The sequence below is a fragment of the Streptomyces sp. NPDC014907 genome, from assembly GCF_055562975.1.
Window position 1 is genome coordinate 15,808 of sequence record NZ_JBVHEG010000003.1, and the last position, 22,360, is coordinate 38,167.

Sequence of the window (22,360 nt, forward strand, 5' to 3'; positions counted from 1 at the left end):
GAGGGGTGGCGTCATGTCCAGGGAGCAACGCGGGCCGAACGAAAAGCTCGGCACGGTTCTCGCCCTCGCGGGAATCAGCAACGCCGGGCTCGCCCGGCGCGTCAACGACCTCGGCGCGCAGAGGGGTCTGACGCTTCGTTACGACAAGACCTCGGTCGCCCGGTGGGTGTCCAAGGGCATGGTGCCGCAGGGCGCCGCCCCGCACCTGATCGCCGCCGCGATCGGGCAGAAGCTCGGCCGGCCCGTGCCGCTGCACGAGATCGGGCTCGCCGACGCCGATCCGGCGCCCGAGGTGGGGCTCGCCTTCCCCCGCGACGTGGGCGAGGCGGTCCGCTCCGCGACCGACCTGTACCGGCTCGACCTCGCGGGCCGGCGGGCCGGCGGGGGCGGCATCTGGCAGTCGCTCGCGGGCTCGTTCGCGGTGAGCGCCTACGCCACGCCCGCGTCCCGCTGGCTGATAACCCCCGCCGACCCGTCGGTGGAGCGCGAGGTCCCGCGCCCGGCGGGCGGCTCCCCCGCGCCCGCGACGGAGCACGCGCGCGTGGGCCACAGCGACGTCGCCAAACTCCGCGAGGCCGCCGAGGACGCGCGCCGCTGGGACTCCAAGTACGGCGGCGGGGACTGGCGCTCGTCCATGGTCCCCGAGTGCTTACGCGTGGACGCGGCCCCGCTGCTGCTCGGCTCGTACTCGGACGAGGTCGGCCGGGCCCTGTTCGGCGCGACCGCCGAACTCACCCGGCTCGCCGGCTGGATGGCCTTCGACACCGGGCAGCAGGAGGCCGCCCAGCGCTACTACATCCAGGCGCTGCGGCTCGCCCGCGCCGCCGCCGACGTCCCCCTCGGCGGCTACGTCCTGGCGTCCATGTCGCTCCAGGCCACCTACCGGGGCTTCGCCGACGAGGGCGTGGACCTCGCCCAGGCCGCCCTCGAACGCAACCGGGGGCTCGCCACCGCCCGCACCATGTCCTTCTTCCGGCTGGTCGAGGCGCGCGCGCACGCCAAGGCCGGGGACGGGGCCGCCGCCGCGGCCGCGCTCAAGTCCGCCGAGGGCTGGCTGGAGCGCTCCCGGAAGGGCGACGCCGACCCGACCTGGCTGGGCTTCTACTCGTACGACCGGTTCTGCGCCGACGCCGCCGAGTGCTACCGCGACCTGAGGATGCCCCGCGAGGTGCGCCGCTTCACCGAGCAGGCGCTGTCCCGGCCGACCGAGGAGTTCGTCCGCTCGCACGGGCTGCGGCTCGTCGTCTCCGCCGTCGCCGAACTGGAGTCCGGGAACCTGGACGCGGCGTGCGCGGCCGGTACGCGCGCGGTGGAGGTGGCGGGGCGGATCTCGTCGGCGCGGACGACGGAGTACGTACGGGACCTGCTGCACCGGCTCGAACCGTACGGGGACGAGCCGCGCGTCGCGGAGCTCCGGGAGCGGGCCCGTCCGCTGCTCGTCGCCCCGGTGTGAGGCGCCCGCCCGCCGCCCCCTGAGCGGCCCGCGACCCGCCGTGATCCGCGTCTCGTGCGTCCGGGCGAGGTTTCGCGGCGCTGTCAGTGGGTCAGTGCAGTATCGGGGGTGGGAGGTGGGACCGGTGTTCGACTGTGACGTGCTGGTGATCGGCGGGGGGATCGTCGGCCTGTCGACGGCGTACGCGCTGACGCGTGCCGCCCCCGGCACCCGGGTCACGGTCCTGGAGAAGGAGCACGGCCCCGCGCGCCACCAGACCGGGCGCAACAGCGGGGTGATCCACAGCGGGATCTACTACCGGCCGGGATCGCTCAAGGCGCGGTTCGCGGCCGAGGGCGCGGCCGAGATGGTCAAGTTCTGCGCGGAGTGGGGCATTCCGTACAAGGTGACGGGGAAGCTCGTCGTCGCCACCGCGCGCGAGGAGCTGCCCCGGCTGCACGCGCTCGTGCAGCGCGGCCGGGAGAACGGCATCCCGGTGCGGGAGCTGGGCCCCGCGCAGATCAGCGCGTACGAGCCCCAGGTGCGGGGACTGGCCGCGATCCACGTCGGCACGACCGGGATCTGCGACTACGGGGCGGTGGCCGCGCGGCTCGCCGAGGCGTCCGGGGCCCGCGTCCTGTACGGCGCGGAGGCCGCCGTGATCGACCGGCGGCCCTGGGGCGTCGCCGTGCGGACGGCGGACGGACGGGTGGTGCGGGCGCGGGTCCTGGTGAACTGCGCGGGGTTGCACTGCGACCGGATCGCGCGCCTCGCGGGCGACGACCCGGGCATGCGGATCATCCCCTTCCGGGGGGAGTACTACGAGCTGGCCGACCCGTCGCTGGTGCGGGGCCTGGTCTATCCGGTGCCGGACCCGGCGTTCCCGTTCCTCGGCGTGCACCTGACGCGGGGGATCGACGGCGGGGTCCACGCCGGGCCGAACGCGGTGCCGGCCCTCGCCCGCGAGGGGTACGGATGGTCCGTCGTCCGGCCGCGCGAGCTGGCCGCCACCCTGGCCTGGCCCGGTTCCCGGGCGATCGCCCGGAAGCACTGGCGGTACGGGGCGGGCGAGCTGCGCCGCTCGCTGTCGAAGCGGGCCTTCACGGAGGCGGTGCGACGGCTCCTCCCGGCGGTGGAGGAGTCCGGTCTGCGGCGGGCCGCGGCGGGGGTGCGGGCGCAGGCGGTGCTGCGGGACGGGACGCTCGTCGACGACTTCCTCGTCCGGGAGGCGGCACGGACGGTCCACGTCCTGAACGCGCCCTCCCCCGCGGCGACGGCCTCGCTCCCGATCGGGCGCGAGGTGGCGGGACGGGCGCTGGCCCTCTTGTAGGGCCCGGGCCCCGGTCCCGTCCCCGGTGCCGGCCCCCGGTCCTTCTCCCGGCGCCGGCCCTCGCCCCCGTTGTCTGCCCCGGCGCCGGCCCCGGCCCGACTCCTCCGGGTTCTGCTTCCGGTCCTCCTCCGGGCCCCGCCCCGGTCTCCCTCCGGGCCCCGCCCCCCCGGTGCCGGGCTCCCCGTGGCACCGCCCTCCTCCGCGACCGGCGGGCCCCGCCCCGGCCCCGTAGAATCGTCCGCATTGTGTCTGAGCAGCCTGAGTCCGAGAACAGCCCGCGTCCCGCAACCGGCCCCGCCCAGCCCGCGGCGCGGCGCGGAAGCCGGATGTTCGCCCCCGGCGAGGGGCCCCTGCCCGATCCCGCCGGATCGCACCACGAGCGGCGCATCCGGAGTTTCCAGCCGCGCCGCAGCCGGGTGACCGCCGGGCAGGCCGAGGCGATGCTGAAGCGGTGGCCCGACTGGGGGCTCGACATCGACGGCAAGCGGATCCTGGACCTGGACGAGATGTTCGGCGGGCTCCCGGTCGTCCTGGAGATCGGGTTCGGGATGGGAGAGGCGACCGCGCAGATGGCGGCGGCCGATCCCGGCACCGGCATCCTCGCCGTGGACGTGCACACCCCCGGCCAGGGCAATCTCCTCGGGCTCGCCGACCGCAACGGCCTCACCAACGTGCGGGTCGCCAACGGCGACGCGATCATCCTGCTGCGCGAGATGCTCGCCGCCGACTCCCTCGACGGCTGCCGGGTCTACTTCCCCGACCCGTGGCCCAAGGCCCGCCACCACAAGCGGCGCCTGATCCAGCCGGAGTTCCTGAGCCTCCTCGCGACCCGGCTGAAGCCCGGCGGGGTGCTGCACTGCGCCACCGACTGGGAGCCGTACGCCGAGCAGATGCTGGAAGTCCTCTCCGCCCACCCCGACTTCGAGAACACGCAGGCCGACGGCGGTTACGCGCCCCGCCCCGGCTTCCGTCCCCTCACCCGCTTCGAGGGCCAGGGACTCGACAAGGGGCACGTCGTGCACGACCTCCTCTTCCGGAGGAAGTGACACCCGGAAGGCCCCGGAGGACGGCGGCCCGGGGGCGGTGGGACCGGGCCGGGGAGGACGGGCCCGGCAACTCCTTCGCCCCTGTCGGTGCCGGTCGTTAGGGTCGCTCACGTGTCGAACCCCGCTCCCGCCGAAACCGGAACCGGCGCCGCGTCCGGAACCGAGGCCTCGCCCGTCCCCCGCCGGGACGCCGGGGACCCGGCCTTCCCCGCCGCCGACCGTTCCCCGTGGCGCTACCGGCCCCACCGGGCCTTCTGGCGCAGCCGGGTGGTCCGGGCGGTCGCCCTGGTCACCGTCCTCCTGGTCTGCGCCCTGGCCATCCTGGCGCTGGTCCGCGAGCAGACGGGCACGCAGGGGTTCCTCGTCGGCCTGGCCCTGGCCGTGCTTCCCGTACCGCTGCTGACGGCGGCGTTCCGCTGGCTCGACCGGGTCGAGCCCCTCCCCTGGAAGAGCCTGCTCTTCACGTTCGCCTGGGGCGCCTTCGCCGCCGCGCTCGCCGCGATCCTGGCGAACACCTTCGCGGTCCGCTGGATCGCCGCGACCACCGCCGACCCGGACTCGGCGGACACCCTCGGCGCCACGGTCGTCGCCCCCGTGGTGGAGGAGAGCGCGAAGGCCGCCGCGATCCTGCTGCTCTTCCTCTTCCGCCGGCGGAACTTCAACGGCCTCGTCGACGGCGTGGTCGTCGCCGGCTTCACCGCGACCGGCTTCGCCTTCACCGAGAACATCCTCTACCTCGGCAACGCCTTCGGCGAGGACCAGGAGATCGGCGCCCCCGGCATCGGCGCGGTGACCGTCGGGACCTTCTTCGTACGGGCCGTGATGTCGCCGTTCGCGCATCCGCTGTTCACCGTGTTCACCGGTCTCGGATTCGGTCTCGCCGCGCTCGCCCCGCGCGGCCGGCGGCTCCGCCGCGTCCTGCTGCCCCTGGCCGGACTGCTGCTCGCCATGGGCATGCACGCCGCCTGGAACGGCTCCGTCACCTTCGGGGGCGCCCTGGCCTTCTACGCGGTCTACGGGGCGCTCATGATGCCCGCCTTCGGGCTGCTGACCTGGCTCGCGGTGTGGAGCCGGCAGCGGGAGCTGCGGACGATAGCCGGGGAGCTCCCGGCGTACGCGGCGGCCGGCTGGCTCTCCCCCGCCGAACCGCTCGCCCTCTCCTCGATGCGGGCCCGCCGGACCGCCCGCACGGTCGCCGCCCGGACGTACGGCAAGCGGGCCGCCCGGGCCGTCGGCGAGTACGAGTCCTTCGCGACGACCCTCGCGTTCCTGCGCGACCGGGCCCGGCGCGGCACGGCCGGTCCCGACTTCGCGGCCCGCGAACGGGAACTGCTGCACCACCTGTGGCAGCGCCGCGCGGTCGCCTCGCCCGCGCTGACGTACGCGGCCCGGGCGACGGGACGGGTGTGGACGCCGCCGCAGTACCTGGACTACGGCGACTACAACCCGTACCGCGGATAGACCGCCGGCGCCCCCGCGAGGGGTCCCGGCCGGGGCGGGCCCGGGACCTCGGGCCACGGGCGCCGGGTCCTCAGACCGTGAGGCCCTTCGAGCGCAGCCACGCGCCCGGGTCGACGCCGCCGCCCCCGCCGGGGTGCACCTCCAGGTGGAGGTGGGCGCCGGAGACGTTGCCGGTGGCGCCGACGCGGCCGATGGTCTCGCCGGTGGACACGGTCTGGCCCGTGCCGACCGTCATGGACGACAGGTGGCAGTACCAGACCTCGGTGCCGTCCTCCAGCTCCAGGACGATCCGGTAGCCGTAGGAACCGGACCAGGCCGCCGACTTCACGGTGGCGCCGTGGACCGCCTTGAGCGGGGTGCCGGTGGGCGCCGCGAAGTCGAGGCCCGTGTGGTACCCGGAGGACCACATCGAACCGGACTGCATGTAGGTCGCGGTGACGGAGTACGAGGAGAGGGGGAGCGAGTAGCTCGCGGCGAGCCGGGCGAGGCGCTCGGCCTCGGCCTTCGCCTCGGCCGCGGCCTCCGCCTTCGCCCTGGCCTCCGCCTCGGCCTTCGCCTCCGCCTCGGCGGCCGCCTTCGCCGCCGCGTCCGCCTTGGCCTTCGCCTCCGCCGCGGCCTTCTCCGCCGCCGCCTTCTCCGCCGCGATCCTCTCGGCGGCGTCGGCGGAGGCCTGCTGCTGCTCGGCCTGCTGGAGGATGCGGGCGCGCAGCGCCTCGCCCGCGTCGGCGGTGCTCGGGGCCCCGGTCTTCAGGGCGGCCCGCGTGACCTGTCCGGTCCGCTCGCCGGTCCCGGTGGTGTAGGCGGTGGAGGTCAGCGGGTTCGGGTTGACGCGGTCCTCGGCGACCGTCTCCCGCTCCTCCTCGGGCAGGAGGGAGCCGACGCCGGGCAGGTCGTGGGCGTCCGGCAGGTCGAGGTCCGGGAGGTCCGGGAGCGAGATGGCCACCGGCGGCTTGTCCTGCGCGGTGGCGAGGCCGCCCGCGCCGACGGCCGCGATGACGCCGACGCCGAGGACGGTGGAGGAACGGGCGAAGTTGGAGCGCTGCTTGACGACCCGGTGCCGGCCGCCGGAGCGGTTCCGGTCACGCAGGGAATCCTCGGTGGGGTTCCACTCGGTGTCGGGGGCGGAGGGGGCCGCACCACCACCGAAGGCATCGAAGGGGGCTTCGGGGGCAGGGGGGTTGGACGCCACGGAGGCGCACTCCTTTCCTTCCTTCTCGCCTACCGGGTTAGCTGACGGGTTCGGAGCAGGAAGGTCTCCTACGGGCACGCCGCACGGGCGCGGCGGGCTCGATTCACCCCAAATGGTGGTTCCCCGGTTCCCTTTCGGGATTCGGCGCACGCGCGCGGCGCCGTCTCTTGCGACGGCTGGGACGACCGCGCTGCGTTATCGAACGTTAATAGACAGGAGGCCCCGTTTCCAAGCCGCTCTCCTTGATCATTCATTGAATTGGCAGGAAGTGTCCCGACTTGACCTCCCTTCAGCAGGGCGCGACGGAGGATCTCCAAACCCCCTGCGATCTGACGTTTTGTCAATCGTTATCCCAGTGACACCTCTCGACTACGGGTGGTGACCTCCTCCGCCCGGATGCACCACCGGCATCGTCCGGCGCCGTTCCGGCTGTCCCTCCCCGGGTCGGCTCAGCGCGAGCAGCGCCATGTCGTCCGTCGCCCCGCCGCCCGTGTGGCGGCGCACGTCGCCCACGAGCGCGTCGAGCAGTTCCTCGGGCCCGGGGAAGATCCGTCCGGCCAGCCGCGCCACCGGGTCGTAGAAGACGCCGGCCCCGTCCCGCGCCTCCGAGAGGCCGTCGGTGTAGAAGAGCAGCGTCGTGCCCGGCGGGTACGCGCGCGCCTCGGCCCGGTCCGGCCACGACGCCAGGTCCCCCATGCCGAGCGGCAGCGCCGGCCGGCTCGGGTCCACCGGTTCGACCCGTCCGTCCCCGTGCAGCACCAGCGGGGGCGGGTGCCCCCGGTTGACGACCCGCACGAACCCGTCGAAGGTGCCGCTGCCGCCGGCGCGCGGGATCTCGGCCAGGACGGCCGTGGTGAACCCCTCGACGGCGTCCAGGCCCTCCCGCCGGGTGCCCTCCCGGGTCAGCGCCCGTTCGAGCCGCTGCGCCACGCCCTCCAGGGTCCGTTCCTGCTCGGCCGCCTCCCGGAAGGCCCCGATGACGACGGCGACGGCCTCGACCGCCTCCATCCCCTTGCCCCGCACGTCCCCGACCACGAGTCGCACCCCGTAGGGGGTGTCCTGTACGGCGAAGAGGTCGCCGCCGACGAACGCGTCCGCCTGCGCCGCCTCGTAGCGGGCGGCGCACACGAGTCCGCCGATCCGTTCGGGGGGCGTCGGCAGCACCGCCTTCTGCGCGTTCTCCGCGATGACCCGGGCCGACGCGAGCCGTTTGCTGCTGCGGCGCACCACGCGGTTGATGAAGAGGGCGAGCCCGGAGACCGTGAACACGGTCAGGGTCTCGGCGACGGCCGGGGCGCGGGTCACGTCGTCGTTGCCGAGGTAGAGCCCGACCGAGGCGAGAACGGCGGCGATCCCGGTGAGCAGGGTCATGAGCAGGGAGAAGAAGGGCGCGGCGACCAGCGGGGCGGCGGCGAGCATCGGGGAGGCGGTGTACGGGGCGGGGGTCGTCAGGTCGAAGACGACACCGCCCACGATGATCAGTAGCGGCAGCACGCGGATGAACCACCGGGCGCCGCCGTACGCGGGCACGCCCTCACCGCCCCGCCGGGCACCGCCCCCGGCGTCCCGCCGCCCGTGGTCCGCCGCTCCTAGGGGGTGCCCCACCTGAACTCTCCTGCCCGGTCCGACCGCTCGCGGCCCCACACCGCGCCGCACCCTCCTCAGGGTGGCCGCCGCGCCGGGGAACGGCGACTTCCGTACGGCCGAGTGGCGTACCGGGGCGACGGGGCCCCGGGGGGACGGGAGTGGGGCCCGAGTGCCGGGGCCGGGGTGGCGGGAGTGGGGCCCGGGTGTCGGGGCCGGGGTGGCGAGTGGCGGGTGGCGGGTGGCGGGTGGCGGAGGCCGACCGGGGTGGGGCCCGGGTGCCTGAGGCGGTGGACCTACATGTTCCGTTCGGCGTAGATCTCCATCGCGTCCCGGACGAGCACGGCGGTGCCCTCGCCGTGCTTGTCGTAGTTCTCCGCGAAACGGGGGTCGTCGACGTACATCCGGCCGAGACCGATCACGTACTCCCTGGTCGGCGTCGTGGTGGCCGACAGCCAGGCGATCTGGCGCCGCACGATGGCCTGCACCTCGTCGCTGCCGGCCGCCAGGCCGTCCCGCGCCGCCTTCCCGAAGTCGCGGGCGATGCCGGCCTGCTCGTCCATGAACGCCTGCTTCCGCCCGGCGTCGAGCGAGCGCCACCAGCGGTCGCCGCTCTCGTACGCCTCCCGGCCCCAGCGCCGGGTGACCTCCTCCTCGTACCGCGCGTGATCGAAACCGTCGAACACTTCTTCGGCCATGAGTTCTTCTCCGTTCTCGGTCTTGTGGAGGGTGGTCCGCACCGACGCGATCCGGCGCTCGAGGCGCTCGCGCTCCTGTTCCAGGAGGGCGAGGTGGGTGCGCAGGGCGGCGGACGTGTCCCGCTGCCCCGCGAGGACCTCGGCGATGGCGGGCAGCGAGAGCCCCAGCTCGCGCAGCAGCAGAATCCGCTGCAGCCGCACGAGCGCCGCCTGGTCGTAGTACCGGTAACCGTTCGCGCCGATCCGGCTCGGTTCCAGCAGTCCGCACTCCCCGTAGTACCGGAGGGTGCGGCTGGTGGTGCCCGCCTTCCTGGCGATCTCCTGGATCGACCACTCCATGCCGGGAACGCTAGATCTTGACGCAACGTCAAGGTCAAGCGGAACGCACGGCGACACGACGAAGGCCCGAATCCTGAGGGATTCGGGCCTTCGTTGCTACTGAGTAGCGGGGACAGGATTTGAACCTGCGACCTCTGGGTTATGAGCCCAGCGAGCTACCGAGCTGCTCCACCCCGCGTCGGTAAACACGACTCTACGGCATGACCGGGGCAATCCTGAAATCGGTTCCCGCCGGGGCTCACGGCCACCCCCTCAGCAGCCGCAGACTCCGGCGCCGACGGGGGCCGTCAGGGGGTCCGCGGCCCGCTCCTCACGGCCCTCCCCCGTCTCGTACGCGAAGCCCTCGCGCACCCAGTACTCGAAGCCGCCCAGCATCTCCTTGACCCGGAAGCCCCGCTCCGCGAGGGCGAGCGCGGCGCGTGCGGCACCGTTGCAGCCGGGACCCCAGCAGTACGTGACGACCGGAACGGACCGGTCGAGCAGCCCGTCGGCCCGCTCCGGGATCAGCGCGGTCGGCAGGTGGAGCGCGCCGGGGACACGGCCCTGGTCCCAGGAGGCCCCGGACCGCGTGTCGACCAGGACGAACCCGGGGTCGCCGTCCCCGGCGGCGGCGGTGGCGAGCGCGGAGGCCACGTCGGAGACGTCGGCGTGGAAGGCGAGGCTCGCGGCGAAGTACGCGGCAGCGGCGGCGGGAGAGGCCGGCGGGGTGCGGAGAACGGGGTTGACCTGGTGTGTCGTCGTCATGGTGATCACGTTAGGGACGGAGAGCCCCCGACCGAACCAGAGAACCACGGCGTTCATGCCCTGCGGCCGGGGAATCCCCGGAACCGGCCGCCGTTCGGCGGGGATCTCACCTGTCGGGATCTCCGGTCCGCCCCGCCGCCGTTCCGCAGGGACCGGTCTGCCCCCCGCCGTTCCGCAGGGGCCGCTCCGTCCCCCGCCACCGTCCTGCGGGGACCGGCCCGTCCCCCGGCACGGCGGGACGCGGGGTCCGGCGGCCGTCACGCCCCGAGGGCCGCCCGCAGACCCGGCCGGCGGCGGGCGAGGGAGGCACCGGCCGCCAGGGAGGCGGCGGCGCTGGCGATGCCGAGGACGGCGCCCGCGGCCACGTCGCCCGGGTAGTGCACACCGGTGTGGACCCGGGAGTACCCCACCGTCGCCGCCAGGACGCCCAGGGGCACGGCGGCGGCGGGCAGCACCACCCCCGTGGCGGTGGCGAAGGCGACCGCCGACGCGGTGTGCCCCGAGGGGAACGAGGCCGAGTCGGGCATCGGGATGTGCCGGCCCGCCACCACCCGGGCCGCCTCGCGGTCCGGCCGCGGCCTGCGGACGAGCCGCTTGCCCAGCAGGTTCGCGGTGGCCGAGGCCACCGCGACCGCCCCGACCCCGGCGAGCGCGGCCCGGCGCGGACGGCCCGGGAAGAGGGCGAGCGCCGCCGCGACGGCGAACGAGATCTTGGAGTGGTCGGCCGCCGTGGAGAGCCGGCGGAGGGCCGTGTCGAGGGTGGGGGTGGGCGTGGCGGCCACGGCGGCGTACACGGCACCGTCGACGGCCCGGAGGTCGTGCAGGATGTCCCGCGCGGTCCCGGCGGCCGTGCGGTCGGCACCGGTGTTCGGGCGGACGGTCCCGGTGGTCGTGTCGTCGGTCATGCGCCGCTCCTCGGGGGCTCGGTGGTCGGGCGGTTCGGTGGTCGGACGGTTCGGTGGTCGGGGGTGTGCTGGTCGGAGGTGTGGTGCCGGGTTCGGTGGTCGATCAGTTCGGTGGTCGGTGACCGGTGGCCGGTCAGTTCGGTGGTCGGGCGGTTCGGGGCCGGGCAGCCAGGTGGTCGGGCGGTTCGGGCGGTTCGGGCGAAGGACGAGACCGGTGGCCCGGTACCGACGGGGCCGGTGCCGGTGCCGGTGGCTCAGTGGACGGGTGAGCCGTGGAAGGCCAGTTCGGTGATGCGCCGCCAGTCGAGGGGTGGCTTCGGGGGTGTGGTGCCCGGCCGGTCGCGGGGGACGAGCACCCGCAGGGCGCGCGGCCGGAGGGTGCAGACGACGGGGGTGGGAAGGGTCAGGGCCTCGCCGTCGACGGCGACGGAGATGGGGCCGTCGCCGCTGTCGCAGGTGACCTCGACCCTGCGGGCCGTCAGGACGTTCAGGCCGGCCGCCTGGGTGCCCCGTACCGCCAGCTCGGCGGCCTGTACCGCTCCCTCCACCCGGATGCCGATCACGCCGAGTTCACCCCCGTCGAGCCGGGGTCTGCGGGCGGGGGCGGTACTGAGCGGGTCGGGCGTGGCGTACGGGTTGTTGCTGACCAGGAGGGCCTGCTGCGCATCGAGCAGGGTGCCGTCGGCGGTGGCGTCGACGCGGTCGCCCTCGCCGCCCTGGAGCAGGTCGGGCAGCGCGTCCAGGGCGGTGCCGGCCTTCGCGTCGCGGTATTCGGGGTGCTGGACCACGTCCGCGTACACCCCGAAGGAGACGGTGTTGACGAAGGGCCGGCCGGCGACCGTGCCGAGGTCGACCCGCAGCTCCTCGCCGTCGGTCAGCGCGTCCAGGCAGGTCGAGGGATCGGCGCGGTCGAGGCCGAGGTCCAGGGCGAAGTGGTTGCGGGTGCCGGCGGAGACGACGAGGAACGGCAGGTCGTGCTCGGCGGCCACGGCGGCGACGAGCGCCTGCGTGCCGTCGCCGCCGGCCACACCGAGGAGGTCGGCGCCCTCGGCCACGGCCCGCCGGGCGAGTTCGGCGACGTCGGTGTCCTCGGACGGGTCGAGGAGGATCACCCGGGCGCCCAGCTCCTCGGCGCGTTCGACCAGCGCGAAGCGTTCGACCTTTCCGCCCCCGGACTTCGGGTTCATGATCAGGACGGGTTTCGCGGGCCGGGCCGCGGGCGCGCCCCGCATCGGCTCGGTCCCGTCCACCCCCGGACGGCGCAGGGCGGACCGGGCGCAGGACAGGGCCGTGCCCCAGAGGGCGAGGGCCACGAGGGCGTTCACCCACACTCCCCCGACGACGTACAGCGTGAGGACCGTGACGGGCGCGGCCACCGCGAGCAGCGCGCCGAGCAGCCGCAGCGGCCCCCGGTGGGCGAGGAACCACCAGACGCCGACCGCCGACAGGGCGAGCCCCGCCAGTCCGGCCACCAGGATCAGCGCTCCGCCGCCGCCCAGCGCCGTCAGCAGGACCGCGACCGCCGCCAGCGCCGCGAGCAGCGCGCAGCGCGCCAGCCAGCGGGCCGCCCCCACCGGATCACCGGAACCGCTCGCCGTCACCGACCCCACCTCCGCATTCCGTCCTCACCCTTCCCGACGCCCTTCCGCCCCGCCCTCCGACCGGGCCGTTCGGAGGAGGGAGTCCACGGGAAAAGTCTCTCCCGGGAGTGATGACCTCCCGGTGTCCGGGCCGTCTCCCCTTCCGTACCCCGCCGCCTGCCTACCCCACGCGGCGGAAAGCACCCGGAAAACCCTGAAACCCGGAGGTCCGCAACCCCGAGCCCGGACAGCCGGAACCCCGGGAAAACCCGGATGCCCGTGGAGAAGGCCGGGCGCCCGTGGAGAAGGCCGGGCCGTTCGTCCCGCCGCCGGCACCCCCGCCGGCACATCCGCCGACACGTCCGTCGGCACCCCCGTGGGCCCCGACGACACGGGCGCGGCACGGGCACGGGCATGGGTGCGGCACGGGCGTGGGCCCCGCCCGCCTCGCCCGCCCCGCCCGGGGTCCCGGCCCTCCCGTACGCGTGGAGGACGCGGTTCAGACGGTGATCCGCGGGTGTGCCGGGCCGAGGTGGTGGACGGTGCTCCGGGCGGAGTGCCCGGCGAGCAGGTCCCGCAGTTCGGCGGCGGCCGTCTCGACGAGGTGCCCGTCGTGGGTGGCCCGGAGGGTCTCCAGGACGAAGGCGACGTGGGTGGAGTCCTCGGTGACGCGGGTGCGGTGGGCGTCGCGGTGGTTCCAGTGGCGGGTCAGGACGCCGTCGTCGTCGGTGTAGACGATCTCGCCGGCCCTGGGGGTCTCGGTGGTGTCCGGTTCGCCGAGCGGGGTGAAGGTCTCGGTGCCGTCGGCGGGGCGGATCTCGACGTCACCGGTGACGTGGTCGAGGTCGAAGGCGCCGGCGGGCAGGCCGTGGCGGACGGAGACGGCGTTGTAGGAGTCGACGGCCGGGTTGATCCGGGGCAGGGTGCCCTTCTTCGCGAAGCGGCGGCCGAGGGCGTCGACGCTGGGGCGGACGCGGCGGGGGTTGGTGCCGAAGGAGCGGTAGGCGGTGTGCCACGCCTCGACGCGCGGGTCGGTCTCGTCGGCGGGCCGCCAGGCGCCGTCGGCGAGCCGCCGCTCCAGGTCCTCGAGGGCGGCGGTGGTGGCGGGCCACGGTTCGCGGCCGCGCAGGCCGGTGGCGGTGACGACGGCGACGAGGGTGTCGGGGAAGGCTTCGGCGACGGCGGGGACGAGGTGGAAGGTGGTCATCAGGGGTGTCCGTTCCGGGAGGCGGGCGGGGACGGCAGGCAGGCGGGGGCTGCGGGGCCGCGGGGCTGCGGGGCTGCGGGGCTGCGGGGCTGCGGGGCTGCGGGGTCAGGCTTTCCAGGGGCCGACGCGGTCGAGTCGGCGCAGCTGCTGGGCCGCGGCGGACGCGTCCGGGCCGGTGCCGCGTTCGGCGAGCTTGCGGGCGGTGTCGGCACGCTGCCCGACCGGCTTGTGGTCGTCGTACTTGAACTTCGCCCGTACCTCGGTGACGTCCAGGCGCAGCCCGCGGATGCCGGACAGCATCCGCCCGTAGGGTGGCCGGCCGACCTCGACGGGGGCGTGGTCGCCCCCGGGCTGGAAGTGGGCCATCTGGCGGCGCAGCAGTTCGGCCTTGGCTTCGGGGTCGTCGACGAGCGTGGCCCGGCAGGTGAACTGGACGGCCGCGTAGTAACTGGTGGGGACGCCGTCGGTGGCCGGGGTGCCGGGCGCGGCGCGCCAGGGCCCGGGGACGAAGGCGTAGTCGCCGGTGACGGTGAAGGTGACGTCGGGGGCGGCCTCGATCGCCTTCCAAACGGGGTTCGGCCGGGCGAGGTGGATCAGCAGACCGGTGCCCTCGACGGTGAAGTGGGTGGGCACGACCACGGGCGCGCCTCCGGCCGGGCCGTTGACGCTGAGGACGCCGAAGTCGTGGCCGTCGGCGATCCAGGCCTGCCACTCGGCGTCGTCCAGGGCGGCGTCCCAGGGCTGGATGAACATGTGGGGTCCTTCCGGGGTGGTGCGGGATCAGGCGAGGGCGAGGAGGCTGACGGCGACGGCGGCGGTGCCCAGGCCGATCAACTGGCCGCGGTGGACCCGTTCGGCGAGGACGCCGCGGGCGAGCAGGACGGTACCGGCCGGGTACAGGGCGGTGATCACGGCGACGACGGCCAGGTCGCCGCCGCGGGCGGCGAGCAGGAACAGCAGGTTGGCCACCGAGTCCAGTACGCCCGCCGTCGCCGACAGCGCGTACGCGGGCTTCTCGGTGCCGAGCCTGCGGTACATCAGGCCGGCCGCGGCCAGGGTGACCGCGGAGGAGACGGCACGGCCGACGATCAGCGGGCCGACGCCGCTGCCGGACGGCGCCTGGTGCAGGAAGACCAGTTGCAGGGCGATGGCCGCCCCGGCGCCGAGGGCCAGCAGCAGAGCGGTGCGCGACGGGCGGACCGTCTCCGTCCCGTGCCCGGCACTGACCAGGACCACCGCCGCCAGTGCCAGCGGCAGTCCGATCAGTCCGGCCGTCCCCAGGTGCTCGCCCTGCAGCAGCCCGACGCCGACCGGCAGGACCGCCGAGACCAGCGCGGTGACGGGGGAGAGGACGTTCATCGGGCCGATCGCGAGCGTGCGGTAGAGCAGGGCGAACGCCGCGGCGGAGGCGACGCCGGACGCCGCGCCCCAGCCGAGGGTCGCCGGGTCGAAGGTGGCGCCGAGGAAGGGCCACAGCAGCAGTTCCACGGTGAGCGAGGCCGGGGCGGCGATCATCACGGTGCGCAGGACGTGGGCCTTGCGGGCGCCGAGACCGCCGAGGAAGTCGGCGCATCCGTAGGCCAGGGAGCTGCCCAGGGCCAGCAGCAGAGCGATCACGGGGTCATCCCTTACTATCAACAGAACGACTACACCGTACAACGCACCGACCGAGTTTCGTCAACCGAACGACCGCACGGTGCAATGCGCTGATCCACTGCCTGGAGGGACGACGCGATGACCGAGACCGAGGCCGCCCTGCGGACGCTCGCGCACAACGTCAGGGCCGCCCGCAACCGGGCCGGACTGTCCCTGGACGAACTCGGCCGACGCGCCAAGGTCAGCAAGGGCGCCCTGGTCGGCCTCGAAAAGGCCCAGGGCAACCCGAACTTCGCCACCCTGGTCCGCCTCGCCGACACCCTCGGCGTCTCCGTCTCCACCCTGCTGGAAGGCCGGCCCGAAGAACGCGTCCGGGTGGTGAGCGCCGAGGCCGTCATGCCCCTGTGGAAGGGCGAGGGCGGCAGCGAGGCCCGGCTCATGCTGACCACCGGCGGCCCGGCGGCCACCGAGGTCTGGCGCTGGAAGCTGGAACCCGGCGAGGAGTACCCCAGCCACCCCCACCAGGCGGGCGTGACCGAGACCGTCAGCGTCACCGCCGGACGGATGGTGCTCGTGGTCGACGGCACCGAACACCCGGTCGAGGCCGGGCAGACGGCCACCTTCGACGGCGACACCTCCCACACCTACCGCGGCACGGGGACCGGGACCTGCCACCTGATCATGACCGTCCACCTGCCGCCCGGCCCGGCGTAGGAACACGGGCCGCACACCCCGGGAAACACGAAGCGCCCCGACCGGCCGGAACCGGTCGAGGCGCTGAGCACGGGGACGGGAGAGGCTTGCTGACCCCGTGACGGGTAGGCCGTGTGGGACTCGAACCCACAACCAACGGATTAAAAGTCCGCTGCTCTGACCAATTGAGCTAACGGCCCGTGGACAAGCACACCCGTGCAGCATAGCCCGAGTGATCCCCGGAGCCGATCGGGTATCCGACACCGGTCGCGCCGCGCGCCGGTCGAGCGCCGTTCCCCGCCCCTCCGCGTACCGCTCCGCGCCCCTTCCCGCGCACCGTCTCCGGGGCCCGGCCTCGTCGGCCGGGCCCCGGAGGCGGGTCAGAAGAGGGACCTGAAGGTGTTCCAGCCGCCGGTGCCGATGAGGGCGCGGCCCCCGTAGGGGGTGGTGGCGGAGCCGGTGGAGTAGTACGCGTAGAGCTTGCCCGTGGTGTCGCGGGCGACCAGGTCCGCGCGGCCGTCGCCGGTCAGGTCACCGGTCCCGGCCAGGGCCGAGTAGATGTTCCAGCCGCCGCCGACCTTCGCCCGGGCGGTCACGCCGCCGGTCGCCGTGCCGTGGTAGCGCCACAGCACGCCCGAGGCGTCCACGCCCAGCAGGTCGCCGCGCCCGTCGCCGTTCAGGTCGCCGACGCCCACCAGCTTCGTGTACAGCTTCCAGTTGGTCCCGATCCGGACCCGGGCCTTCAGCCGGTGATCGGCCGTCCCCCCGTAGAAGTACACGTCGCCCGTGGACGACTGACGCGCCACCAGGTCCGTGAACCCGTCGCCGTTCAGGTCGCCCGGCGAGGTCAGGACGTCGTACTGGCCCCAGCCCGCGCCGATCTCCGTGTACGGCGAGGAGGCCGAGACGACCTTGCCGCAGCCGGGGCGGTGGGCCCGCAGCCGGTCGCCCACCCGGGCGAGCACGTCCGCGCACCCGTCGCCGTCCACGTCGCCGTACGGCACCAGGACGGTCGTGGCGGCGAACGCGGTGCCCGTGCCGGCGATCCGCGCCGACAGGCCGCCGGTCCCGTTGCCCCGGTACATCGACACCAGGCCCGCCGTGTCCGTCACCAGCAGGTCGCCGAGGCCGTCGTTCCCTGCCAGGTCCCGCCACACGGGCGTGCCGCCGGTGGCCGTGATCGTTCCCGAGGCCGTCAGGTCCCGGCCCTGGCCGTCCGCCGCGCCCGCCGTCAGCTCCCAGACGTACTGGCCGTTCGGCACGGTCCTGCCCGCCGCCGTCCGCCCGTCCCAGGTCACGTCGATCCGGCCCCGGGTCTCGTCGGCCCCGAACGTGCGGACCGTCGTGCCGCTGTAGCGCTCGCGGATCGTGAGCCGCCAGATCGCGGCCGGCTTGGAGAGCGTCCAGGAGGCCTTCCAGCCGTCCTGCGGACGCATCGCCGCCGGCGCGTTCACCGAGGCGGCGGTGAGGGCGGAGGTGGGCACGTCCGGCCACACCGCGTGGACGAGGTGGTCGGTGTCCTTGTACGCGACGGCGCCGCCGAAGCGGTCCACGGTCCAGGACGTGCGGCGGCTGTTGCCGGACACGACCGGGGAGGAGCCGGGGAGCGGGCGGGCCGGGGCCGCCGTGCCCGTGCGGAAGTCGACGAGGTCGAGGTTCGCCCCGTACGAGGTGCTCTGCTGCACGAGGTAGCCGTCGCCGAGCAGGGGGCCCGAGAGGGGGCCCTTGTCCAGCTTGATCGGGGCGCCCGTGCGCAGGTCGACCACGCCCTGCTGGAGGAACTGGGAGCAGGCCCAGTACAGCCAGGGGCCCGTCACCTGCAGTTCCGTCGCCTGGCACGGAGCGCCGGTGGCGACCTTGGCGAGCGTCTTGCCGGTGGCCAGGTCGGTGCGGGCGACCTCGCCGGTGACGGCCGTGGCCTCGTAGAGGGTGTCGCCCCACAGGGCGGCCGCCGTCTGGGAGGCCCGGGTGACGACGGTGGCCCCGGTGTCCAGGTCGAGGACGAGCATCGCGCCGGACGTGATCTGGCCGGGGGCGCTCGTGCGGCCCTCCTGGAAGACGGCCCAGCGGCCGGCGGCGTCGGCGATCCGGCCCTCGGACCTCCTGGTGGGGATGCGGGTCTCCTGGCCGGAGGAGGCGCGGGCGACGACCTCCTTGCGGGTGTCGGCGCCTCCCGCGACGTAGACCGTGCGGCCGTCGCCGGTGGCGAAGAGCGGGGTGGGGCTGTTCCCCAGGTAGCCCCGTTCGGCACCGGCCCACACGGCCTCCGGGGACCCGGTGCGCACGGGGCCGACCGGCAGCGTCCGCCCGTACAGGCCGAGGCCCTTGGAGGTGTTCGTCTCCAGGGTGGAGAGGTGGCCCCCGCCCAGGGCCAGCGAGTCGACGGTGGCCGGCAGCGGTTCGATCCGGCGCAGCTTCTCCAGGGCCGGGGCGCCGTCGCCCTTGCCCGGGAGCACCTTGAGGAGCGCCCAGTCGGCGGACGAGGAGCCGCCGGCGACGGCCACACCGCCGCCCGGGATCTGGTTCAGCTCCTCCTCCGCCATGTCCAGGAGGTGCTGCGCGCGCCCGTCGGGGTGCAGCGCGACGAGCTTCCGCCGCAGGACGGAGCCCGTGCCGGAGGAGTCGCCCAGGGCGAGGACCCAGTCGCCCACGAGGCCGATGCGCTCGGTGCCCAGGCCCTCGGGCAGCGGGAAGGTCCGCTCGGGGCCGGTCGGGTCGGAGCGGTCCCGCAGGTGCACCGTGCGGTTCCGGTCCACCCAGGCGAGCCGTTCGGGGCTCAGGGTGACGGGCCCGACCGGTTCGAGGGCGTGCGCGACGGGCGTCGGGATCACGGTCATCCGGCCGGTGCGCAGGTCGACGAGGCCGAGGTCGGAGTAGCCGTAGCCGACCGAGTCGGGGAAGCGGGCGAACTGGAACACGGCCGTGGTGGCGTCGCCGGCCGTGATCCGCGCCTGGCTCAGGTCGGCCTGTTCGGGCCAGCCCGTGACGGGCGTGCGGACCCCGTCCGGGTCGTCGGCGCGCGTCAGGTAGTACCCGGCCGTCCCGGCCGGGTCCGTCGCGGAGGGGCCCGCCTGGAAGAGCAGGGTGTCGCCGAACAGACCGAGGTAGACGCTGTCCTGCGGCACCTCGAACGGCCGCTCGGTACCGGTCTCCAGGTCGTGCAGGGCGTGGAGGCCGACGCCGGGCTCGACGTACAGGTGGCGCCCGCCGGTGCCGGACCGGGCGAAGGGCAGGGCGCCCTTGTCGTACCCCAGGGAGAAGCCCTTGGCGGGGTCGGCGAAGTCCGTCCACTCCAGCTTCCCGCCGTACGGCCGGCGGGGGTCCTCCGTCTCGTGCGCGTAGCCCGTGGGGCCGACCGCGGCGACGGCCGCCTGGCGCGGTACGGCCCGCCAGTTGGGCGCGACGTCGATCCGGTCGGCGCCCGTCGCGGGCGAGGCCTGCGCGGCCGTGACGGGCTGGAGGACGGTGCCGGACGCGAGCAGCGCGGTGGTGAGGACGGCGATACGCGCGCGGGTGTGTCGCGCGCGTGCGGAACGAGGCAAAGAGGTCCCTCCCCGGGGCAGCCTGATGTGCGGTGTGCGTGTTTCGGGTGCGGGGGCGGGTGTCCGCCGGGCCCCCGGCCCGCGCTCCCCGCCCACATCGACCGGCTGAGCGTAACCGGTCGCACTGGGGTGCGAAACGGGGGGCGGCACGGAACGGAAGCGGCGCGGGACGGGGCCGGATACGGAGGGTGTTCCCCCGTATCCGGCCCCTGCCCCGGTCGTCAGGACAGCGTCTTGTACATCTGCCAGCCGCCGCCGATCGACGCCCGGCCCGCGAAGGCGCCCGTACCGGTGCCCGCGTACCGCCACAGCACGCCGGCCGTGTCCCGGGCCACCAGGTCCGCCCTGCCGTCGCCGGTGAAGTCGCCGATGCCCGCGAGCGCGTCGTAAACCTGCCAGCCGCCGCCGACCCGCACCCGGACCGACAGCGTGCCCCGGCCCGTTCCGTCGTAGCGCCACAGCACGCCGGCCGCGTCCCGGGCGATCAGGTCGCCGGCCTTGTCCCCGTTGAGGTCGCCGACGCCGACGACCGTGTTGAAGATCTGCCAGCCGCCGCCGACCCGCGCCCGCGGACCGAACTTGCCCGTGCCGTCGTCCGCGTACAGGTACAGCTCGCCGCCCGGGGTGCGCGCGAGGAGGTCCGTCCGGCCGTCGCCCGTCAGGTCGCCCGGCGCGGTGAGGGTGTCGTACATGTTCCAGCCGCCACCGAGCACCAGCCGCGTCCCGCCCGGCGCGAACGCCTTGCCGCAGCCGCCGTCGTACCGGGTCAGGATGCCGGCGGCGTCCCTCACCAGGAGGTCGTTGCAGCGGTCGCCCGACAGGTCCCCGAACGGCACCACCGTCGAGGTCGCGGGCCAGCCCGCCGCCGAGGCGCCCGTGCCGAGCCCCCCGGTCCCCGTGCCGGTCCGCACGGTCAGCGTCCCGTTCGGGGCGAGGGCCAGCAGGTCGCCCCTGCCGTCGCCGCTGACGTCGCGCCAGGCGGGCAGCGGCTTCGGGGGGTCGACGGGGGCGGGCGCGGTGGTCGCCGCGCGCAGCTGGTCGAGCTCCCCGGCCGTCTGCTGCCACACGGCGACGGGCCGCCCGGCCGCGTCGGCCGTCACCTGGCCGAGGGCGTACCCCTCGGTGTTGGTGCTCAGCGGCGTCGGGGCCTCGGACCAGGCGCCGTTCACCCGGGAGGACGCCATCACCTTCCGGGTGTCGCCGACGCCCTGCGTCCAGATCGCGTGGACGCCGCCGTCCGGGCCGGCCGCGAGGTCGAACTGGTCGTCCGGGACGTAGCCCGTGGACAGGGTCTTCACGGGGGACCAGGTCCCGGTCGCGGCGGACCGGGTGACGGTCCGGGCGGCGAACCCGCCGCCCTCCTCGTTGTACGTGGGGCTCAGCAGGGTGACGTCGCCCTCCGGGCCGACGACGACCTGCCGCCAGGTTCCGGACGCGAAGTCGCCGGCCCGCTCCTCGGCGCTCCAGACCGCGCTTCCGGCCGGCCGCTGGGCGAACACCTGGGTCGTCTCCGCGCTGTCGGAGGCGTTCTGGTTCGACCAGACCAGCACGGCACGCCCGTCCTTGCCGAGCGCGAGGGTCGGAGCGCTCGCGTGGACGTCCGGCTGGGAGACGGTGACCGGCGTGGTCCAGGCCGCGCCGTCCGCGGGCAGTTCGGCGACCTTCACCGCGGCCTTCTCCGCGCCGTACTGGGCGAAGGCCACGGTCACCGCGCCCTGCTCCGACACGGCGAGTTCCGGTCCGGAGACCAGTTCGACGTCCGGCAGGTCCTCGCTCAGCCGGACCGGCTCCGACCAGGCCTGGCCGGGCGCCGTACGGACCGCCGCGTACAGGGCGCTCGTCCGTCCCGACGACTTGCCCCACACCGCGACCAGCCTGCCGGACGGGGAGCCGGCCACCCTGACGCCACGGGCGCCCCCGGTGGGGACGTCGGCGGCGGCGGACCAGACCGTGGCGCCCGCTTCGAGCACGGACATCCGGAACGTCCCGGTGCTGGACCACTGGTCCCCTTCCGACCAGCCGGCGACGACGGCGCCGTCCGCGGAGACGGTCAGCGAGGTGTCCTGGGGGTGTCCGGCCGTCGTGGCGAGGAGCCGCGGCGCCCCCCAGACCGTGCTGCCCGCCGGGCGCACCAGGGCCCTCAGCTCGTACGCCTTGCGGTCGGCGCCCACGCGGTAGGCGAGGGCGACGACCGCGCCGTCCTTCGCGGTCACGAGGTCGAGCACGCCCTCGTCCGCCGTGCCGTCCGACAGTCCCACGGACGCCGCCCACGGGTCGGGGGCCGCGAGGGCGGCGGCGGTGAGCGCGGCCGGGGCCGTGAGGGCGGCCGGGGCGGCGAAGGCGGAGGGGGCGGCGGTCGCCGCGACGCCGGCGCCGACGACGGGTACGAGCGCGGCGCCGAGGACACGGCGAAGGGTGGCCCTCCGGGGCCGAACGTGGTGGTTCACGTCGTCTCCATGCATGAGATGGGCGCACGGAGAGGACGCGGCACCCCGTGCCGCGGTCGGCGACGCTCGATCGCGTGCCCCGTCCTTGCCGAACCCCCCGTGCAAGTAGGGCGAGGCTAACAGCCCGGGAGGACGGAAGGAAGAGATTTTCGAACATGTTCAAAGGGGCCGGTCCGCCCCGCCCGGGGACAAGGGCCACCCGCCCGGAGGGGCGGGCTCCGTCCCGCCGGAGGGACGGGGCCCGCCCCGCGCAAAGAGAGCAGGGCCCGTACGGCACCGGAGTGCTCGTACGGGCCCTGCTCAGGGTCCTGCGTGTGCCTCTACACGAGGTCAGCCGTTGCGCTTCCAGCGCGGCTTGTCGTCGCGGCGGCCGAAGGAGCCACCGGTCGAGCCGGTCGAACCGGTGCCGCGGTGGTCGTCACGACGGCCGTACGGGCGGTCGCCGCCCGAGCGGAAGCCACCGGCCGGACGGTCGTCGCGGCGGTCGCGGTTGAACGGGCGGTCGCTGCCCCGGTGACCGCCGGACGGACGGTCGTTGTCGCGGCGCTCGAAGGGACGGCCACCACG

The 22,360-nt window shown here is 75.0% G+C and carries 16 protein-coding genes, 2 tRNA genes, 1 pseudogene and 1 riboswitch; of the genes and pseudogenes, 5 read left to right on the forward strand and 14 right to left on the reverse strand.

Features of this window, described 5'->3' with window-relative positions:
- The first annotated feature begins 13 nt into the window (after window positions 1-13).
- From ACZ3IL_RS09265 to ACZ3IL_RS09280, 4 genes are all read left to right on the forward strand, one after another.
- Window positions 14-1,453, forward strand: coding sequence for an MFS transporter (locus ACZ3IL_RS09265; RefSeq protein ID WP_467388258.1), 1,440 nt, complete (start codon window positions 14-16; stop codon window positions 1,451-1,453).
- 124 nt (window positions 1,454-1,577) lie between these two features.
- A complete protein-coding gene (gene lhgO, locus ACZ3IL_RS09270; RefSeq protein WP_467388260.1) occupies window positions 1,578-2,762 on the forward strand; it encodes an L-2-hydroxyglutarate oxidase in 1,185 nt (394 codons plus the stop codon).
- A 245-nt stretch (window positions 2,763-3,007) separates the two neighbouring features.
- The gene (gene trmB / locus ACZ3IL_RS09275; protein WP_467388262.1) at window positions 3,008-3,808 is read left to right on the forward strand and encodes a tRNA (guanosine(46)-N7)-methyltransferase TrmB; all 801 of its coding nucleotides are present in this window, start codon (window positions 3,008-3,010) and stop codon (window positions 3,806-3,808) included.
- Between the two features lie 111 nt (window positions 3,809-3,919).
- Window positions 3,920-5,269, forward strand: coding sequence for a PrsW family intramembrane metalloprotease (locus tag ACZ3IL_RS09280; RefSeq protein WP_467388264.1), 1,350 nt, complete (start codon window positions 3,920-3,922; stop codon window positions 5,267-5,269).
- Between the two features lie 70 nt (window positions 5,270-5,339).
- On the opposite strand, the gene ACZ3IL_RS09285 is transcribed toward ACZ3IL_RS09280, so the two are convergent.
- The 10 genes from ACZ3IL_RS09285 to ACZ3IL_RS09330 all read right to left on the reverse strand — a co-directional run bounded on the left by ACZ3IL_RS09285 (window position 5,340) and on the right by ACZ3IL_RS09330 (window position 15,132).
- Complete coding sequence (locus ACZ3IL_RS09285) at window positions 5,340-6,458, reverse strand: M23 family metallopeptidase (RefSeq protein WP_467388266.1); 1,119 nt, start codon at window positions 6,456-6,458, stop codon at window positions 5,340-5,342.
- Between the two features lie 11 nt (window positions 6,459-6,469).
- Window positions 6,470-6,615, reverse strand: a riboswitch (cyclic di-AMP (ydaO/yuaA leader).
- Window positions 6,616-6,827: 212 nt separating this feature from the next.
- The gene (locus tag ACZ3IL_RS09290) at window positions 6,828-8,063 is read right to left on the reverse strand and encodes a PP2C family protein-serine/threonine phosphatase (RefSeq protein ID WP_467388268.1); all 1,236 of its coding nucleotides are present in this window, start codon (window positions 8,061-8,063) and stop codon (window positions 6,828-6,830) included.
- A 275-nt stretch (window positions 8,064-8,338) separates the two neighbouring features.
- The gene (locus tag ACZ3IL_RS09295) at window positions 8,339-9,079 is read right to left on the reverse strand and encodes a MerR family transcriptional regulator (protein WP_467388270.1); all 741 of its coding nucleotides are present in this window, start codon (window positions 9,077-9,079) and stop codon (window positions 8,339-8,341) included.
- A 104-nt stretch (window positions 9,080-9,183) separates the two neighbouring features.
- Window positions 9,184-9,257, reverse strand: a tRNA-Met gene (locus ACZ3IL_RS09300).
- A gap of 74 nt (window positions 9,258-9,331) precedes the next feature.
- Window positions 9,332-9,823, reverse strand: coding sequence for a rhodanese-like domain-containing protein (locus ACZ3IL_RS09305; RefSeq protein WP_467388272.1), 492 nt, complete (start codon window positions 9,821-9,823; stop codon window positions 9,332-9,334).
- Between the two features lie 257 nt (window positions 9,824-10,080).
- A complete protein-coding gene (locus ACZ3IL_RS09310; protein WP_467388274.1) occupies window positions 10,081-10,728 on the reverse strand; it encodes a phosphatase PAP2 family protein in 648 nt (215 codons plus the stop codon).
- A gap of 254 nt (window positions 10,729-10,982) precedes the next feature.
- Complete coding sequence (locus tag ACZ3IL_RS09315) at window positions 10,983-12,329, reverse strand: diacylglycerol/lipid kinase family protein (protein WP_467388276.1); 1,347 nt, start codon at window positions 12,327-12,329, stop codon at window positions 10,983-10,985.
- A 478-nt stretch (window positions 12,330-12,807) separates the two neighbouring features.
- Complete coding sequence (locus tag ACZ3IL_RS09320) at window positions 12,808-13,515, reverse strand: B3/B4 domain-containing protein (RefSeq protein ID WP_467388278.1); 708 nt, start codon at window positions 13,513-13,515, stop codon at window positions 12,808-12,810.
- Between the two features lie 105 nt (window positions 13,516-13,620).
- Window positions 13,621-14,268, reverse strand: coding sequence for an FMN-binding negative transcriptional regulator (locus tag ACZ3IL_RS09325; RefSeq protein ID WP_467388280.1), 648 nt, complete (start codon window positions 14,266-14,268; stop codon window positions 13,621-13,623).
- Window positions 14,269-14,295: 27 nt separating this feature from the next.
- Complete coding sequence (locus ACZ3IL_RS09330) at window positions 14,296-15,132, reverse strand: EamA family transporter (RefSeq protein WP_467388282.1); 837 nt, start codon at window positions 15,130-15,132, stop codon at window positions 14,296-14,298.
- A gap of 117 nt (window positions 15,133-15,249) precedes the next feature.
- Here ACZ3IL_RS09330 and ACZ3IL_RS09335 point away from each other — a divergent pair, with 117 nt between their 5' ends.
- A complete protein-coding gene (locus tag ACZ3IL_RS09335; protein WP_467388284.1) occupies window positions 15,250-15,825 on the forward strand; it encodes a helix-turn-helix domain-containing protein in 576 nt (191 codons plus the stop codon).
- Window positions 15,826-15,930: 105 nt separating this feature from the next.
- On the opposite strand, the gene ACZ3IL_RS09340 is transcribed toward ACZ3IL_RS09335, so the two are convergent.
- The 4 genes and pseudogenes from ACZ3IL_RS09340 to ACZ3IL_RS09355 all read right to left on the reverse strand — a co-directional run.
- A tRNA-Lys gene (locus ACZ3IL_RS09340) sits at window positions 15,931-16,004 on the reverse strand.
- A 180-nt stretch (window positions 16,005-16,184) separates the two neighbouring features.
- Entirely contained in the window at window positions 16,185-19,346 is a 3,162-nt protein-coding gene (locus ACZ3IL_RS09345) for an FG-GAP-like repeat-containing protein (RefSeq protein ID WP_467388286.1), read from the reverse strand.
- A gap of 221 nt (window positions 19,347-19,567) precedes the next feature.
- Window positions 19,568-21,793 (reverse strand): FG-GAP repeat domain-containing protein, encoded by a 2,226-nt coding sequence (locus ACZ3IL_RS09350; RefSeq protein ID WP_467388288.1) that lies wholly within the window; start codon window positions 21,791-21,793, stop codon window positions 19,568-19,570.
- Between the two features lie 330 nt (window positions 21,794-22,123).
- Window positions 22,124-22,360: pseudogene (locus tag ACZ3IL_RS09355) on the reverse strand (DEAD/DEAH box helicase); the annotation flags it as partial.